We start from the raw sequence: 18,215 nt of genomic DNA on the forward strand, positions 1-18,215 counted from the left end.
GGTACTTCCCCTTTTATTTTAAAATTCGTTGTAAATGAATTTGCTACTTCCTGCACCGTTGTATCCGTATATATACAATATAATTACAAATATAATGAAAAAGACGACTGTCTTTAAAACGAAAATAGAACTTGGCCTTTTAAAAAAGTTAATGATTTTATTTTTCATAACTACACCTTTCTCTTATACACATACATTTAAATTACTCTCTTTTTTAAACTTTCTCAATAATTATTTTAACCCCGCCTAACAATATTGGGTATTAGATTGCTCATAATAAAAATTTATTAATTTATTGCTCAAAAAAGACCGACAAATTAATGTCGGCCCTTCTTTATTCAGCTAAATTATATTCTCTACGCCCAAATAACATGACTAATACAATACTTGCAATAGCGACTATCAGGATATATAAAATCTTATTAGCAATATGTGTACCACCTAGATATAGGATTAAAACTAATCCTATAATTATGGTACTTAAAATTCCTGTCCATTGAACTCTAGTAAAGGCAGCACCTGTAGTACTACGTTCTTCTCTACTTGTAATGTATGGCATAACTGCACCTAGTCCAATTAATACTACTATCGCAATGATATTAATAATTAATTCATACCACCAAGTGCTTGATGCAAACTTAACATCTTGTGGTCCAAATCCAAATACCGTTGCCACTGCTGTAATAATAAAACACCACCATCCAAATGCTAGAGCTAACTTATCATTCTTTATAAAGACATAATCTGATGGATATTTATCACTGTTCATGCGAATTTTAATGAAAGCAAAGAACACCCAACATGTTACACCAGGGGAAATGATACCGTTTAGGTTCAATAACCAATTAAAGATATCATTCATATCTGGTAAAAATATCCCCAGTAACATGATGAAAGCACTCAAACCAACAGTTAACAGATACCCATTGATTGGAAGTCCTGAAGCGTTTTTCTTTCTCAAAACTTTTGGCATGTATCTTGCGCCAGTGTCTGAAATTAGCATGCGAGTCATAGCTTCTAACAGAACTGCTAGTAGTGCGGCAAGATAAAATACTTCTGTCCAAGCAAAGATATACATTAAAGTATTACCCATATTAAAGGATTTACCTAGTGCTTGGAACGCATAATATGATCCATTCATCTTCAAATCGTGAGGTAAGTTATATGCATTGAAGAAAACCCCTAAAGCTAATGAACCAAATATTGTTAGAAATGCTGTCATAACTGCCAGCATAATCATTGCCTTAGGAAAATCACTTTGGGGCTTCTTCATTCTAGAAACAAAAGGTGCAATTAATTCTGAACCATTAACGGCGTAAATTAAAAGACCAATGGTTGTTAGATAATGCAAATCAAATTTAGGAATTAAAGTTTTATACGTAAACGGTTGAGTGGCAATATGGCCACCTCTCATTAATGAAGCTGCTGTCATCAATACGAATAGAACGGTCATCCCAAACATCGCTACACCACCAATAGTACCCAGTATTTCAAGTGAGTGCTTAAAGCGAGATTGTACAAAAATGAAAATTCCAAAAACGACAAATGTAAGCAATGCAAACATGCTATTAGACATGTTGTCTTGCATAGATGCATTACCCTGGATAGCCCACCCAAGACCAACCACAACAGAATTAGCTGTATCAACAACATAAGGAATAGATGCTGCCCAATAAGTCCATGCAGTGAAATATCCTAAAAATTCACCATTTGTACCACGAACCCATGAAGATAGTCCCCCACCTTCATTACTGAAGACAGATCCAAGTTGCCCAACCATCAGTGCATACGGAACAACGTATAGGAATAACATCAATATCCATGAAGTTACAACTCCTAAACCTTGTCCTTGTAAGTTATAAATTAAGTCATCGAAACCGATAACTGTAACAAAGCACATCATTGCCAAGACTGGCCAGCTAATAAAACTGCTTTTTTGATTGAAATTTTCCATTTTTTCATACCTGTGTATATAAAATTAACAACGGTTATTAATTTTACACTAATTTTTAATTAGTTTTGATACTTTTTTGAAAAAAATAAAAAAACAACCAATTTAATGGTTGTTTTTTAGATAGATTTTATAGCTGAATTGATATCTACATCACCTGAATGCATTGATATAACCTTTTTCACAGTATTATCATTTTCCAAAATAGCTGCTAAAACACTTGCAACATCTGGAATAGGATTAGGTCCACCAACTTGATCATTCAATTGAACTTTACCTGTGGCAGCCTCTTCAGTCAGTGTTCCTGGTTGAAGAATAGTATAGTCAAGATTTGTATTATCTATTAACCACTTATCTGAATAAAATTTAGAAACGTTATAATCCATAATGGCTGCTAGTGATGGATTCTCTGACCATTTTTCTTGATCCATTGAGAATAATGAGCTCAACTGAATATAACGTTTAATTCCTTTATTTTCAGTAGCTTGCATTAATTTTACAGCACCATTTAAATCTGTTTGTAGAAGATCTTTGCCACGAGAACCTGCAACAAATATTACTGCTTCAGAATCTGCTAGCACTTCTTGTATATTTTCTACAGAATCATGGAAATCCAAATATACTGGTTTAATGTTTTGTGTTTCTTCTATCTTTTGATAACCTCTTGCTGCGGCATATACAAAATGACCGTTACTAACAAGATCACTTACCAAATTTTCTCCAACTCTACCTGTAGCTCCTGCAACGAATACTTTCATTATTAACACCAACTTTTTCTATTATTAAAAATATAGTCCAGTATAACACTAATAATCTAGTTTATACTTTATTTAAATAGTCATTTATTTGTTATAATTAAACTTGCTATTCTAGGGGAGGAAAATTATGGAAGCATCAACATTTAATACTTTAGGCACTTTATTTATTGCATTTTTAATTGTCGGTATTGGAAACATTTTATCTTCAATGTTTTCCAAAGTTTCAAGTTCCTACTTCAACCTTGTTTTGGGAGCCTTAGTAACTTTAATTCCTGCCTTTAATAACTTCATGCCAAAGTTTGACAGTGAACTCTTCTTGCTCATGATTATTTCACCATTGCTGTTTTTTGAGAGCAACAATACTGATAATCGAATCGTATCAGGAAGTATACCCTCAATAATCGGAACTACAGTTTTCATGGCTGTAATTATTTGTTTAATAACTCCGATGACTTTAATATTCTCAATGTCTATATCGTTTCCACTAGCTTTTATACTTACTGCTATTAATACACCTACTGATGCAACTGCGCTTGATTCTGCTCTAGGTAATACAAAGTTAAACAGCAAGATACATAATACTTTGAAGACAGAATCACTATTCAATGATGCAACAGGTATCGTTCTTTTATCAGCCGGAACTATCTGGTACAAAACTGGTCACTATTCTTTAACAAATAGTCTCGAGAGTTTCCTAATTAGTTCTATAGGGGCAATCATTGTGGGTTCAATTATTGCGCTAACGTTTACCCTAATCAGACAATGGTTACTTAAATCTTCATTTAATGTTATTTCTACACAGATTACCTTATTTTTATCTACACCATTCATAGTTTTTTGGACGGCTGAACATTTTCACTTCTCTGGAATAATTGCTGTCGTGGTTGCAGGTTTAGTAAGTAACAGTGAAGTAGGAAAATCTAGATTTGTAGTACCTCACGGTGTCCATGCAACTATTCAGGTTTCATCATATATTGCTGAATTATTTAATGGCTCTGTATTTGTCTTCTTAGGTATTAATATCTGTCGTATATTAATTGAAAGTCATGTCTATCTGCTAAATCACTTAGATTGGCTATGGGCTGGTATCCTTGTTTACGTTGTTTCTGCATTAGTTAGATTTGTATACTACCTTTTCATAAACAAAAAACCGAAAGACAGCTTTATTTTTGCAATTGGTGGAGTCCACGGCGCAGTTACACTGGCCTTAGCATTGTCAATTGCAGACAGTGTCAGAGGAACTCATTTTTCAAATATCATCCTTGCAACAACCGTTGTTATTCTGCTAAGTATGATTATCCCTTCAGTTGTATTGCCTATTATTATTCCAGATAGAGTAGATACCATTGATGATAAACTAATTCAAAAATGTAAAACTGAGATGGTACAAATCGGTATCGACAGAATCAATGAAATGGACGAATTAAGTAAAAAAGTAAAAAACGAAGTTATTTACAAACTACAAGATCAAGATAAAACTAACACATTTACTGATTTTATAACTAAATCAATGTTCCGACGTGGCTTAACTGAAGATGAAGATCTCTATCAAGAAAGAAGAGCAATAATGTACGCTCTAGACTCTGAAAGAGCTTATATCTATAAGCAAGTTTCCGATGGAACTCTTGATTCAAAAACAGGTTATGAAATTACCAGTGATATTTTATTATCAGAAACATTAATAATTGATAGTCGAAACAATCTAGACTTACGATAAAAACATCTTGCCTAGTATTCCACTTTGGAATACTAGGCTTTTATTATTCCAAAGTGGAATATTTTTTACGGCATTAATAACTTATAATCAATCTATATTCAAAATTTGGAGGGAATTATTAATGAAGAAATATAAATTAAAAGCAATTTTAGCTATATCTATTCTTTTAATTAGTTCTTTAGTACCTGCTACAATTGGCACAGCTCAAACAGTTAATGCTGAAAAAAGCAATGTCAAAACTATCAAAAAGAGCAGTGTGAAAAATCCAAAAGGAGTATCATCTCTAAAAATTGATAATTCCAAATGGAACTACGACTCTGATGATGATGTGTATTGGCAAGTAGGCATCAAATATTCTACGAAACCTGCTGATACTAAATATGAATCAATGGGTATCTACGTTCCTGGTAAATATATGACTGCCAAGAAAAACAGTGACGGTACTACATATACTGCCAAAGCTAACACAAGTAAGAAAGTAAACGGTTATACTTCTAAAACTGCACCTATAATTATGCCAGTTGAAACACCTGGTTACGCAGCATTTGAAGCACCTACAGGCTATGCTGATGGTGTTGGTAAGTATGCCAAAAAAGGTATCATTTATGCTATAGCTGGTGCACGTGGTAAAGAAGGAATGGTGGGTGGATCATCTTCATCTGACTCTTCAGAAATCACAAGTGGGGCAGCTCCATATGCTGTAACCGATCTAAAAGCTGCTATTAGATACATGCGTTATAACAAGAAAAATCTTTCCGGAGACACAAACAAAATAATCACATTTGGTATGTCCGGTGGTGGTGCTCAAAGTGCTCTAATGGGTGCCACAGGTGATAGTAATTTATACTACCCATACCTACAATTAATTGGTGCTGCTATGAAAGATAGCGATGGCAAGTATATCAGTGATGCAACCTATGGTTCTATGGCATGGTGTCCTATCACTAGTTTGGATGAATCCGATGAAGCATATGAATGGAACATGGGTCAATTCTCAAATTCTGATACTCGTGCTGATGGTACATTCACTAAAGAATTATCAAATGATATGGCAAAACAATATGCACAATATCTAAACAAACTTAAACTTAAAGATGAAAATGGTAAGACACTTAAACTAGAAAAATCTAAATCTGGTATTTATACATCAGGTAGCTACAATAACTACATCAAGAAAGTTATCGAAACATCTCTAAATAATTTCCTTAAAGATACAAAATTCCCTTACACTGTTAATAACAGTCAACAAGCTGGTGGTAACTTCCCTACAGGAGCCGATACTTCAGCAAGTGGTATGGGTGACGGTATGCCTAGTGGTGGTATGCCAGGATCAGACTCATCAGATGCCGCAACATATAAATCAGCAAGTGACTATATTAAGTCATTGAATGAAAATGGTACATGGGTTAAATATAACAAGAAAACAAACAAAGCAACAATAACAAGCGTCAAAGCATTCGTACAAAATATGAAACAACCTACAAAGGGTGTTCCTGCCTTTGATAGTCTAGATTTACAAGATGAAACTGCAGTATTTGCATATAACAACGAAACACCATCTCATTTTGATACAGTAGTTGCTAACTTACTAAAGAAAAATGAAGATAAATACTCTAAATTATCTGACTGGAATTCTGATTACGTTAAATCATATGGCGAAATTAATGATAATCTAGATGCTGTCGGTAGCAACGTAAGTCACAGAATGGATATGTACAACCCTATGTACTACTTGAACGACTACTACGATGGTTACGGTACTTCTAAGGTTGCCAAATACTGGAGAATCAGAACTGGTATTAATCAAGGAGATACAGCGTTAACAGTTGAATCTAACCTTTCTCTAGCACTTCAAGCAAACAAAAACGTTAAAGACGTTGATTTTGCAACAGTATGGGGACTAAAACATACTACTGCTGAAAGAACTGGATCAAGTGAAAACAACTTAATTAAATGGGTAGTTAAAATAACTAAATAATATAAAAAGGCAAACAAATCTTGTTTGTCTTTTTTTGTGCAATTATTGTATATTAAACATAATTAAACTTATAAATTAAGGATACAATCATGGACGAAGAAGAAATATTCAATCAGATAAAAAATGATCCCGAAAACAAAGAATATACAGTAATCGGCTGGGATCCACTATTTGCTGCTCCTCCTACAGCTGAAATTCTCATTGTAGGTCAAGCACCTAGCAAAAAAGTTCAAGAATCCAATATCATGTGGAATGATAAAAGCGGTGACCGACTAAGAGACTGGATGGGAATTGATCGTAATATATTTTATGATTCAAAAAAAATAGCTATTATCCCAATGGACTTTTACTATCCAGGCAAAGGAAAGAGTGGAGATTTGCCACCTAGAAAAGATATTGCTGAAAAGTGGCACCCAAAACTATTAGATAGCATGCCTAATATTCAATTGACTATACTGATTGGTATGTACGCTCAGAAATATTATTTAAATCTGCAAAATAACGATAAAATTACTGATGTTGTTAAAAACTATCAGAATTATCTACCCAAATATTTCCCAATAGTTCACCCTTCTCCTAGAAATAATATTTGGCTGGCTAAAAATGAATGGTTTGAGGAAGACGTAATTCCGGCACTTCAACAAAATGTAAAAAACATAATAAAAAGATCCCACTAATAATTAGTGGGATCTTTTATTATAACCAACCAAACAATGAAACATCTTTATCTAGTTGTTTTATTTCGTTCATATCTTCATCAGTTAATGAAAACTCAAAAATATCTATATTTTCGATCATACGATCTTCATGCGTAGTCTTTGGAATTGCAATGATTTCTCTTTGAATCAATGATCTAAGCATAATTTGTGCAACTGACTTTTGATACTTATCAGAAAGATTCTTCAAAGTACTATTATTCATAACATTGGCAGGATTGGCTGTAAGTGGTGACCATGCTTCTAATTTTGTATCAAATTTTGAGATGGAATCTTGAATTTCAAATTGTTGTCGAAAAACATGTGTTTCATTTTGGTCAACCGCTGGCATTATATGAGCATTGTTAACAATATTGTCGAATTCTTTTCCATAAAAATTACTCAACCCTATTGATCGAACTTTACCCGATTCAACAGCTTCCTCCATTGCTTTCAACATACCCAAATAATCAGAACCTGGCCAGTGAATCAAAAGTAAATCGATATAGTCTTGATTCAGTGCCCTCTATGACTTATCAATTGAATCTTTGGCTTCATTGTATCCACCGTTTGGTGCTAACTTAGTAGTCAAAAAGATTTCTGATCTAGGAACATCGCCATTATTAATCGCCTTACCCACACCTTCTTCATTTCTGTAATATTGTGCAGTATCAATTAATCAACATCCATTTTTCAAAGATTGTGAAACTAATTCTTCTGTTTTGACTGGATCAACTTTATAAACACCATATCCTAAAATAGGCATATTATATCCAGAATTTAATTTTGTATATTCCATATTAATATCTCCATTGATTTTAAATTCAATGATGATTGTACTACTTAGAGTTAACTTTAAATCAAGAATTTTGTGAAAAATCACTCCAAATCTTTTCCTCTATTGATAAGTGTTAATCCCACCAATAATAAGAATATCGATGATGATATCAATAAGATATCCATCGCACTATCGTGGAGTGTCAACAAGGTTCTTAAAAGAGCCGTAACACCCAAATATATAAAGAATCTCAAAGGTGTATGTCCCTTTTCTTTTATAAAAACTATTACCAATGATAGAAATTCTAGAAATAGGAAGAACGTCAACAAATTGTCTACAATCTCATAAAAAGTGGTGCTAGATTCAGTTGCAAGAGTCATAACAAAAAGCGAGTACAATTCCTTGAATAGAAAGAAAATTAGCAACAAGCCTAGCAATGTTACAGCAACAGTAGAAACAATACTATAGAAGTTTGGCATATTTTCTGTAAAAAACTTTTTTACTTTATCAAACATAAATACCACCTATTGAAATAAATTTAATAGATAACATTATATTCATTTACGTAAGTTTAATAAACAAAATAATCTGGATACAACAATTATTATTCAAATTCAGTTTTTATTCATTACGATTACTTTGCCAAATCCGTTGCTACTTTCCAAATATCTATGAGCATCAGCTATTTCATCCAAGCTATATATTTTAGCTGGTTTTACTTCGACGGAATTATCTTCAATATAATCAATCATTTCTAAAATTCGGTTGTAATCTACATCCCCAGAATGGATAGCTGTCAAATAACTACCATTAGGAATATCTCCGACAGGTTCGAAGCCTTCTAGATCCCATTTACCACCCAATAATCCAGTGTCGCAAACAATTCCATTTTTTATATGTTCAAATGTATCTTTGAGAGTTGTCGGTCCGACTAGTTCCAATGATTTATCAAAGATTTCTGTTGTTTGTAGGACACTATCTTTATCTTCAACCACATCGTCGTAACCTAATTCGATTAACTTATCTCTTTTTGAGAGGCTGCGCACAGAGGCAACAACCCTTTGAGATTTGTTTTTAGCTTTTATCAATCTGAGAAAAGCCACACCCACACCACTAGCACCAGATCTTACTAAGATAGTGTCGTCATCTTTAATCTGTAGTGCCTTTAACGATTCAAAGGCGGTGTAATATGTTTCGGGAATAGCTGCCAAGTCTTCCCAAGAAAGTTCTGTCTTCACCGGATAAATTTGTTCATTTGGTAGCAATACATACTCGGCATATGATCCGTCGAATGCACGTCCCATCTCGCCCATTATAGATATTATTTTCTCACCTTTTGAAAATTTATCTGATGTACTTTCTTCAATAGTTCCAACACATTCTATCCCTAAAATACGTGGAAATTTCACTGAAGGAGATAGACCATCACGTGTGAAAATTTCGGAATGATTTATTCCAAATCCCTTAATCTTAACCAATGACCAGCCTGGTTTTACTTTAGGAATTGGTACTTCTGTTATTTTAAGAACTTCTGGTCCACCTGCTTCGAATACTTTAACAGCTTTCATATTATCACCTATTTTATAAGATTTTGTTTCTTCAAAAATTCTCTAGCTACTGTAGATGCTTTTTTGTGTTTAACTTGAACTTCATAATTCATTTCTTGCATCTGCTCATCAGTAATTTTACCTGAAATTTTTTCAATAGATTTCACTACCTCAGGATGCTTTTTAGCAAATTCATCCTTCATCAATGCTGATCCTTGATACGGTGGGAAGAATTTTTTATCATCTTTCAAGACAACCAGATTATACTGCTTTATTTCAGGATCAGTCGTATATCCGTCAACTAAATCAACTTTGCCTTCAACTAATGCTTTATAGCGAATACTACTATCCATAGTATTAACATTCAAATCCAGTCCATAGTCTTTGTTTAAACCTTTGTAACCATCATTTTGTTGAGCAAAATCACTATCAAAGCCAGCTCTAGCTTTTTCAGATAAATTAGCTAAATCTGAAATAGTCTTAAGATTATTTTGTTTGGCAAAATCTTTGTTTACAACTAGTGCATAGCCATCTTGAAATTCCATTGGTTTCATATAATTCATCTGATAATTTTTGCTTAATCCGTCACGTGCTTCTTCATAAACCTGCTTAGGATTATTGTCAGTTTTAGAATTTGTTTTCAAAATATTCTGTAATACAGTTCCTGTAAATTCTGGATAAATATCTATCTGACCAGACTTCAAGGCACTGAAAACAAATGACGTAGCACCAAAGTTAGGTTTAATTGTCACTTTATATTTTGGATTATCTTCTAATATAAGATCTTTGTAGATATTCATTAAAATCTCGGGTTCAGGACCTAACTTTCCTGCAATAGTAATTTCAGTATTTTTACTACTCATGTAAGAATTAAATCCTATACTTCCAGTAATGATTGCTAACAATGAAACAATTATTATCAGAGCATTTCTTAATCTTATATTACCCAAAATTCGAATCAAGCCACTTACGACTAATGCCAATAAAGCCGACAATCCAGCACCTATAATCAATAGAGAATTATTATTTGTCTGAATTCCTAATATAATATATGATCCTAAGCCACCAGCTCCGATTAAGGCAGCAAGTGTAGCAGTTCCTATAATCATTACAAGAGCCACTCTTATACCTGAAATTATCATTGGATATGCCAATGGCAATTCTATCCTGAAAAGTCTCTTTCTTCGAGATAAACCAAAAGCAACCCCTGCCTCTTTCAAAGCAGGATCAATTCCATCAAAACCCATGTAAGTATTTTGAAAAATAGGCATGATAGCATAGACTACCAGTGCTATAACTGCTGGAGTAGTACCTATTCCTACTAATGGAATTAACAGTCCTAACAACGCCAATGATGGTATTGTTTGAAATATACTTGCAATTTGTAGCGCAACTTCAGCCGATTTAGGTCTATCTTTTAATAAAATTGCCAGAGGTATAGCAATCGCAGCTGCAATAATTAATGCGATTAACGATATTTCTAAATGTTGCCACAATGCATTCAATATATTCGATCGATCATTTACAATTGCTGAAATAAAATCATTCATCTAGTCCACCACCATTGCTATAAATTTAATAAGTTCTTGTGATGAAATAGCTTGATCTGTCCCTTTTACATGGACTACGCCTTCAACCAGTAACTTTTCAGATAACTCTGGCAGAGTATCAGTAGGATTAACTTCCGTTTTGATTGATTCATTATCTATTGAATGAGAATAATTTACCGAAACAATATCTGCCACAATAGAGTTCAGATGTTCCCCAGCAAAGAAGTCTCGTACAAAATCATTTGCAGGGTGGTTTAGAATATTTTCTCTTGAATCAATTTGTTGAATTTTCCCATCTTTCATCAGTGCTATTTGTGTACCTAACTTCAATGCTTCTTTCATATCATGAGTAACAAATACAATTGTAGAATTACTTTGTTTTTTTATTTCTAATACCAAGTCTTGCAACTGTACCCTGGTGACTGGATCTAATGCTGAAAATGGTTCATCCATCAGAATAACATCTGGTTTTGTAGCTAAGGCACGTACGATTCCAACCCTTTGTTGTTGTCCACCAGACAATTCATCTGGATAACGATTGGCGTATTTTTCAGGTGACATATTCACAAGTTCTAGCAACTCATAGGCAATTTTTTGACATTCTTCTTTGGAGACTTTCTGAGCTTCTAATTGAATGCCAATATTTTCTTCAACTGTTAAATTTGGGAAAAGTGCAATATTTTGCAAAACGTAGCCCATTTTTAAGCGCATATCTGTAATGTTGTGATCGTTCAGCTCAACACCATTGACTTCCACTGTTCCAGACATTGGCTTTATTAATCGATTGATCATCTTAAGAGTAGTAGTCTTACCGCTACCGCTGGGGCCAACCATGACAAATAAGTTGTTGTCATAAATATCAAGATTCAAATCAGAGATAATTTTTTTATCCCCGTATCCAGAAGTTACATGTTTGAATGAAATCATAAAAATTCCCCTTCATTTCATATCCGTACTGTTATTAGTACTGATTATACAATCAGTATCATTAATATGCAGGTTATATAGTAAGATATATTTTAATACTGTCCTATTACTTATAATATAGTTATTATTAAGAATACCAACAATTATACTTAATATAATTAGGACATAAGTTCAAAAATGGAGAATCATTATGGTTGATAACGTTGATATTGAGATTTTAAAAATACTAAATAGAAATTCCCGAGTAACTCTTAAAGAGTTGGGAGATCAAGTCCACATGAGTTCACCTGCACTAGCTGAACGAATCAGAAAACTGGAAGATCAAAATGTTATAAAAAAATACAGTATCGAAGTGAATCCAGAAAAGTTAGGATTCGTTCGTCCTGTTTTTATTAACGTTAAAATAACTAACCCTAATCATGAAAAATATCTAGATTTTGTAGCTGAAAACAGAAACTTTATGCTACATCATTATCGTACTACTGGAAATAGTAACTATTTGATTGAGGGAGCGTTCCAGAGTACTGAAGAATTGGACAATTTCTTATCAAAATTAAGTAATTTTGCTACCTATGATGTAACGGACGTCGTACATTTTTTCTTTTAAAAATTTGCAAAAAAATAGCAGAAGCAATAATTGCTTCTGCTATTTATATAGTTTTTCCCATTCTTCAATGATTCTGTCAGTTTTAAAATCATTTATTCTAGTAATTGATTTGTCAGAATAATATTCTCTTAAAGAAATATCATCGATCAATTTTTGAATAAATATTATCAATTCGTCAACGTTACCCTGTTCAATAATTTTACCGTACTTGTCATCTCCAATGAACTCTTCTGATCCTGAATTATCCATTGCAACAATTGGCAATCCGTATGACATCGCCTCACCGATAACCAAGGGCATCCCTTCCCATCTGGAAGTAGATACAAAAATAGATGAGTTTTTGTAATGTTCATTTAGTTCCTCATCCTTTAACGCACCTTGATAAATAATCTTGTCTTCAACTCCTAATTCATCTATCAGATTATAAAATGTATTCATATCTTTTTCAGGTCCACTACCAGCGATAGAAATCTTCCATCCTTCTGGCAAGGATTGAGCTAACTCCAAAAGATAATCAATACCCTTATGTTGAATTGCAATTCTTCCTGTAAATGAAATTATTGGAACTGATAGATCAGAATATTCATTTGAATGAATAGTTATAGGATTATAAATTTTCAGAGTATTTTTATTTATCTTTGAGTAATTCTTCAAATCGTAATCTGTCAAAGTGACTACATAATCTGAACATTTGAGTCCTTCTACAAACTCGTTCTTCATATCTTTATAATATTGAGTCATATAGACATCATAATTATTGTGCATCCATGATATTACCCTAATACCTTGAACTTCTTTTTTTATAAAAGGTGAAAAACTTGCAAGCAAGCCACCAGGCAAAATTACCACATCAATTTTATTTTCTTTCAAATAATCTATTAGATCCTTGATCTGTTGCTTATAGTCATGATATGGATTATTACCAAAATAATTAAGAATACCAGAAGTTATGGGATTTTTTGCGGTTACCAAGGGTGCCGTCAACTTATAGTAGGATTTATCGGAGGATAGAGAATAGAAGGTAATTTCGTTACCGTTATGACCGTTCAAAGAATTACCCAGAACAGTACTCGCTCTCTTTACTCCGTCCATTACAATATTTTCTAGTGCTATTAAAATTTTCATGACAAACACCTCTTTCATAACCTCTTTAACTAAATTATGTGTGTTTGCCAAAATAAACTAAAGAAATTGAACTATGGCATAATGTCAAAAATATTGCCTTATTAAATTTTCATTTATATTAGACTTGCAAAATCCATGCGCGAATTCCTGTAGCAATTAAAACAATGTCAATAATAAACATACCAACAAAAATTGGTAAAATTCCAGAAAGAATTATCACTATGATAGCAACAGCTAACCATATCAAATCTCTTTTTTTAATAGGATTTAAATTAAACCAACTCAAACTAGTCATAATCATAAGATCTAATAAAATTGCAACTGTAACTAATATAAATAAGTAAAAATATATTTTTTCGTTTTCTTCTAATATAGATAAGACTAAGAAAGATTCTAAAACCAAACATGCAATTAAAAATCTATGTAAACCTCTAAATACTGAAATCGGTAAATAGCTTTTGGCTTGAATTTCACGTTCATCCATCAAAGTATAATAAACGAACCACATACCAATTACACTCAGGAACACAATTATAAATTCTAGATAACTTGTAACCCCACTTTTGTGACCCATAAAAAATTCGATTATGCCAGCAAGTGATTCACCCAACACTATCATCGTAAATAGTCCAAAGCGCTCCATAATAGCAGAGGTTACTTCAAACTTCATTTTTCGAATACTAAACTCTTTGTTAAAGTTATTACTTTCAAGAGTAATTGTGCTCAAGAAAACTAGTAAACAAACTAAAATTATTGCTCTTTGAATATTGATATTTCCTACAAAAATACTACCTACAAAGAAAACTTCAGCTATAGAATAACTAATCAAATATGGTCTAGTTGTTGTTGCATGTAATGGATCAAAAATCATAGTTTGCAGGTAAAGATACATATAGATTAATTGATTCACCGTATAGGCTAATATAAATCCCGTATAATGACCTTCAAAAAATTGTGTTGTAAAAGTAGCAGTAATCCCCACTGCCACAATCTGTACCAGTGCAAAGACAGTATTTCTTAAACTAGCTTCTCCGTGTAAATCAAAATATAACACCATGTTCATCCATGTATTGAAGAAGAATAAAAATAATACCCAAAAAGAAATTACACCATATAAATTAAAGTGCTCAGTAAGATTTTCTACGAATCCATGAATTATCACAACATAAACTAAGTCAGAAAAAAGCTCAAGCCATGATATTTTTCTATTTTCAATAATGTTGCTTAAATTTCTAGGCTGTCCCCACCAATTATTGTTCATATTAAATCCTCATTTTCTTATATAATTTTTATTTTCTAACAAAATAAAAGATTTAACAAGACCGAACTAAAAAAGTCAATCTCTTTTGAGATTGACTTTTTTATAATGTAGCAGTCATTATGCTTCCAGCTACAATTAAAACTAATCTTATTATTGTAAATAGTAATTCTCTTCTTGATTTCTTCTCACGTAATATCAAAAGTCCACCAAGTGTGGAGATAACTACTGCAAATTGTGAAATGATATACGCTGTAGCTACACCATTCAATTTAGCTGAGAAAATATAAGCAAGTGCTGATACTGCAAATATTATTCCTACACTAACATCTTTCCAACTTTCCACTTGATTGAATGATAGTGATATTTTCTTAGTGGCAATCAAATAAATAACTGCTCCCAAAAATACACCTAACATTTGTGGAAAGAAGATTGCCGTTCCTGATGCAGTAACTGCCTTAGGAATGGCACTATATACCCAATAACCAATTGAAGTAAATAATAACAATGCGATACTACTTATATCTACACCATTATTATCTGAATCTTTATCTGTAACAGCTGTCAATAGAACACCAACTAGTAGTATCGCCAATGCTATAAATCCTACTATTTTAGCTATAGAACTTGACCATTCTCCAAATATCAAAACTCCAATTAAAGATGTACCAATTAATTGAAATCCTGTAGAGATAGGCATTGTTCTTGAAACAGACATTCGGTCATACGAAATATATTGACCAATTTGCCCTAATACCCAGAATCCACCTGATAATAAACTAAGTAAAAATACACCTAATGAAACCGATGGATGTGTAAAAATTTCTACCAAGATACCAACGATTATGGCACCTATTCCTGTACCTAGAATCTCGTTGTTAGTTCCACCACCAACTTTTTTCAATATTAGTGGTTGGACACCCCAACCTATCGCTGGTACTAAAGCTAATAAAATATTCATTTAATTTTATCCTCTTCCACCTTGGAATGCAGGATATAGTGTCATACCACCATCTACAAACAATGTAATTCCTGTAACGTAACTTGATTCATCTGAAGCTAACCAAGCTGCAACAGAAGCTACTTCTTCAGGATCACCAATACGTTGCATTGGTACCATACTTGTTGTAGTTGCTAATTGTTCTGGATCTGCAAATTTTTCAGCATTGATTGGTGTGTTAATAGCACCTGGTCCGATGTTATTTACTCGAATATTGCGTGCGGCATATTCCATAGCAACAGTTTCTGTAAATAATTTAACTCCACCTTTACTTGCAGCATAGTGTGCAAATGTTGGCCAAGGAATTTGTTCATGAACTGATGACATGTTAATGATATTACCTCTTTTGTCATTCTTAACGAAATAATCTAGTGCTGCTTTGGTTCCTAAGAAAACACCTGTTAGGTTAACATCAATAACTCTTTGCCAATCTTTCAATGGTAGTTCATGAGTTTCATGACGATTTTCCATACCGGCATTGTTAATCCAGATATCAAATCCGCCAAAATTATCAATAGCAGCGTCAACTAATTGTTGTACTCCTTCTTCGGAAGAAACATCTGCTTGAATAGCCACACCTTTTCCACCATTCTTTTCAATTAGTGCTACAGCTTCCTCAGCACCCTTTGCATCTGAATGATAATTTACAACTACATTCATATTTTCTTTTCCAAATCGTTCTGATATAGCTGTTCCAATTCCCTTTGAACCACCAGTTATAACTGCAGTTCTTCCTTTTAATTCTGAATATACCTTTATTTTTCCCTCTTCTAATTTTATTTAAAATAATTAAATACTTATACTTCTGTTTCAACAGCCATTATAGTCTTATATATAACAATTGATAGTAATAAGAGCTACTCTATAAGCAACATGGATGTTGACAATACTGAAAATTCATAAAATACTCGTTAATCGTGCAACTTATTAAATTGTTGTTCTCCTTTAAAAATACCTACGGAAAATACCAAAGCAATAACTGCGAACAATGTAAGTAATACAAGTGAGATATTGTACTGTTTTGCTGGATTAATATACTGACTTGTTAAAGCAACCACGATAGACAATCCTACAGATCCTCCGATTTGATGGACCGTATTTACTACACCTGATGCTGCGCCACTAAGTTCACTTGTAGTATGTGCAACTCCTGCTATTGTCAGAGTACCTAATGCTGCGCCCTGACCTATTCCTATGATAACCATTGGAAGTCCTATACCTACCCAATAACCTGCTTGAATTCCTAAATATGCAGATAAAGCAACGCCCACCAATAATAGCGATACTCCAAATATTATGATACTGGATATTCTATATTTAGTTGTTAATCTGGTAACAATTAAAGCAGTAATAAATTGAGGAATAGTTTCAGGTAAAAATCCTATTGCCGATTGCAAAGGTGTAAAATCATAAACTCTTTGCATTGCTAACGGAGTTAAGAAAAAATATGAAATTCCTACACCCATGAAAAAGAATCTAGTTAGATAAGCATACATTCTTTCCTTATCTTTAAATAAAGTAAGTGGCATAATTGGATTTTTTGTTTCACTCTCATGTCTGATAAACATGCCTAAAAATACTATCGCTAAAATAAGAGATATCACTCTATATACAACTCCATCGAGACTATAAACCAGAGCAACTATTCCAATAAATGATAGGATTGTTCCAATATAATCGATTCTTTGTTGATATACTTTTGATTTTTCAAAATACTTTATCGATAACCATAACAATAAGATTCCAATAGGAAAATTAATGAAAAATCCCACTCTCCAAGATGTATAAGTAGCAATTATTCCACCAATCACTAACCCAAAACTGGCACTTATACCACCAGTTGCACCATAATAAGCAATAGCTTTGGTACGCATATTTTCTTGATAGCTATCCATCAATAATGCCAAAGAACTGGGAGCTAAAATTGCTGATCCAAAACCTTGTACAGCACGCATTAAAATTATTACTGTAGCATTTGTTGCCATTCCTACAAATAGTGAACTAATACTAAATATAATTAAGCCAATTATAAAGAAGTTTTTTCGTCCAATAATATCGCCAGCTTTCCCTGCAAAAAGTAGGAAGCCTCCAAAAGTTAGCGCATAAGCATTTGTTATCCAAGCCAATGACTGTGTACTTAATGACAAATCTTGAGCAATCTTATTGGTACTGGTAAAAATAATTGAATTATCCAATATAATCATAAAATAGCTTAACAATACGATTGGTAAAACAATTCCGAATTTCTCTTTTTTCATTATTACTTCCTGTTTTCTAAAAAAATGCAAAAAATAAAAAACTGTAGTAAATAATAATATCTACAG

The 18,215-nt window shown here is 32.9% G+C and carries 17 protein-coding genes and 1 pseudogene; 4 read left to right on the forward strand and 14 right to left on the reverse strand.

What is annotated here, in order from left to right; all coding sequences use genetic code 11:
• Positions 1-18 precede the first annotated feature (18 nt).
• The 3 genes from CS873_RS00245 to CS873_RS00255 all read right to left on the reverse strand — a co-directional run bounded on the left by CS873_RS00245 (position 19) and on the right by CS873_RS00255 (position 2,709).
• A complete protein-coding gene (locus tag CS873_RS00245) occupies positions 19-168 on the reverse strand; it encodes a teichoic acid D-Ala incorporation-associated protein DltX (RefSeq protein ID WP_099973892.1) in 150 nt (49 codons plus the stop codon).
• Positions 169-334: 166 nt separating this feature from the next.
• The gene (locus CS873_RS00250; RefSeq protein ID WP_099973893.1) at positions 335-1,954 is read right to left on the reverse strand and encodes an APC family permease; all 1,620 of its coding nucleotides are present in this window, start codon (positions 1,952-1,954) and stop codon (positions 335-337) included.
• Positions 1,955-2,070: 116 nt separating this feature from the next.
• Positions 2,071-2,709, reverse strand: coding sequence for an NAD(P)H-binding protein (locus CS873_RS00255; protein ID WP_099973894.1), 639 nt, complete (start codon positions 2,707-2,709; stop codon positions 2,071-2,073).
• Between the two features lie 127 nt (positions 2,710-2,836).
• On the opposite strand from CS873_RS00255, the gene CS873_RS00260 reads away from it, so the two are divergent.
• The 3 genes from CS873_RS00260 to CS873_RS00270 all read left to right on the forward strand — a co-directional run bounded on the left by CS873_RS00260 (position 2,837) and on the right by CS873_RS00270 (position 7,081).
• Positions 2,837-4,426, forward strand: a complete 1,590-nt coding sequence (locus CS873_RS00260; RefSeq protein ID WP_099973895.1) for a cation:proton antiporter — start codon at positions 2,837-2,839, stop codon at positions 4,424-4,426.
• Between the two features lie 121 nt (positions 4,427-4,547).
• On the forward strand, positions 4,548-6,404 hold the full coding sequence (locus CS873_RS00265) for a subtype A tannase (protein WP_099973896.1): 1,857 nt from the start codon (positions 4,548-4,550) through the stop codon (positions 6,402-6,404).
• A gap of 89 nt (positions 6,405-6,493) precedes the next feature.
• Positions 6,494-7,081 carry a uracil-DNA glycosylase family protein gene (locus tag CS873_RS00270; protein WP_099973897.1) on the forward strand — a complete coding sequence of 196 codons (588 nt, stop codon included), beginning with the start codon at positions 6,494-6,496 and terminating at the stop codon, positions 7,079-7,081.
• Positions 7,082-7,100: 19 nt separating this feature from the next.
• On the opposite strand, the pseudogene CS873_RS08180 reads toward CS873_RS00270, so the two are convergent.
• From CS873_RS08180 to CS873_RS00295, 6 genes and pseudogenes are all read right to left on the reverse strand, one after another.
• Positions 7,101-7,775 (reverse strand): annotated as a pseudogene (locus CS873_RS08180) (aldo/keto reductase).
• Between the two features lie 3 nt (positions 7,776-7,778).
• Positions 7,779-7,898 carry a 2,5-diketo-D-gluconic acid reductase gene (locus tag CS873_RS08190; RefSeq protein ID WP_218924901.1) on the reverse strand — a complete coding sequence of 40 codons (120 nt, stop codon included), beginning with the start codon at positions 7,896-7,898 and terminating at the stop codon, positions 7,779-7,781.
• 80 nt (positions 7,899-7,978) lie between these two features.
• Positions 7,979-8,392: a phosphate-starvation-inducible PsiE family protein gene (locus tag CS873_RS00280; protein WP_099973898.1), complete on the reverse strand. Its 414-nt coding sequence runs from the start codon at positions 8,390-8,392 to the stop codon at positions 7,979-7,981.
• A 99-nt stretch (positions 8,393-8,491) separates the two neighbouring features.
• Positions 8,492-9,445 carry an alcohol dehydrogenase catalytic domain-containing protein gene (locus CS873_RS00285; RefSeq protein WP_099973899.1) on the reverse strand — a complete coding sequence of 318 codons (954 nt, stop codon included), beginning with the start codon at positions 9,443-9,445 and terminating at the stop codon, positions 8,492-8,494.
• An 8-nt stretch (positions 9,446-9,453) separates the two neighbouring features.
• Complete coding sequence (locus CS873_RS00290) at positions 9,454-10,974, reverse strand: ABC transporter permease/substrate-binding protein (RefSeq protein WP_099973900.1); 1,521 nt, start codon at positions 10,972-10,974, stop codon at positions 9,454-9,456.
• A complete protein-coding gene (locus CS873_RS00295) occupies positions 10,975-11,901 on the reverse strand; it encodes an ABC transporter ATP-binding protein (RefSeq protein ID WP_099973901.1) in 927 nt (308 codons plus the stop codon). It lies immediately after the preceding gene.
• A gap of 190 nt (positions 11,902-12,091) precedes the next feature.
• On the opposite strand from CS873_RS00295, the gene CS873_RS00300 reads away from it, so the two are divergent.
• Positions 12,092-12,508 carry an Lrp/AsnC family transcriptional regulator gene (locus CS873_RS00300; RefSeq protein ID WP_099973902.1) on the forward strand — a complete coding sequence of 139 codons (417 nt, stop codon included), beginning with the start codon at positions 12,092-12,094 and terminating at the stop codon, positions 12,506-12,508.
• Positions 12,509-12,547: 39 nt separating this feature from the next.
• Here the strand turns inward: CS873_RS00300 and CS873_RS00305 are convergent, their stop codons facing one another.
• From CS873_RS00305 to CS873_RS00325, 5 genes are all read right to left on the reverse strand, one after another.
• Complete coding sequence (locus tag CS873_RS00305) at positions 12,548-13,633, reverse strand: glycosyltransferase (RefSeq protein WP_099973903.1); 1,086 nt, start codon at positions 13,631-13,633, stop codon at positions 12,548-12,550.
• A 118-nt stretch (positions 13,634-13,751) separates the two neighbouring features.
• Positions 13,752-14,894, reverse strand: a complete 1,143-nt coding sequence (locus tag CS873_RS00310) for a low temperature requirement protein A (protein WP_099973904.1) — start codon at positions 14,892-14,894, stop codon at positions 13,752-13,754.
• A 100-nt stretch (positions 14,895-14,994) separates the two neighbouring features.
• The gene (locus CS873_RS00315) at positions 14,995-15,852 is read right to left on the reverse strand and encodes a GRP family sugar transporter (RefSeq protein WP_099973905.1); all 858 of its coding nucleotides are present in this window, start codon (positions 15,850-15,852) and stop codon (positions 14,995-14,997) included.
• 6 nt (positions 15,853-15,858) lie between these two features.
• Entirely contained in the window at positions 15,859-16,650 is a 792-nt protein-coding gene (locus tag CS873_RS00320) for a glucose-1-dehydrogenase (protein ID WP_099973906.1), read from the reverse strand.
• Positions 16,651-16,802: 152 nt separating this feature from the next.
• A complete protein-coding gene (locus tag CS873_RS00325) occupies positions 16,803-18,149 on the reverse strand; it encodes an MFS transporter (RefSeq protein WP_099973907.1) in 1,347 nt (448 codons plus the stop codon).
• Positions 18,150-18,215 lie beyond the last annotated feature (66 nt).

Origin of the sequence: Companilactobacillus metriopterae, assembly GCF_002762335.1 — a bacterium.
GTDB lineage: Bacteria > Bacillota > Bacilli > Lactobacillales > Lactobacillaceae > Companilactobacillus > Companilactobacillus metriopterae.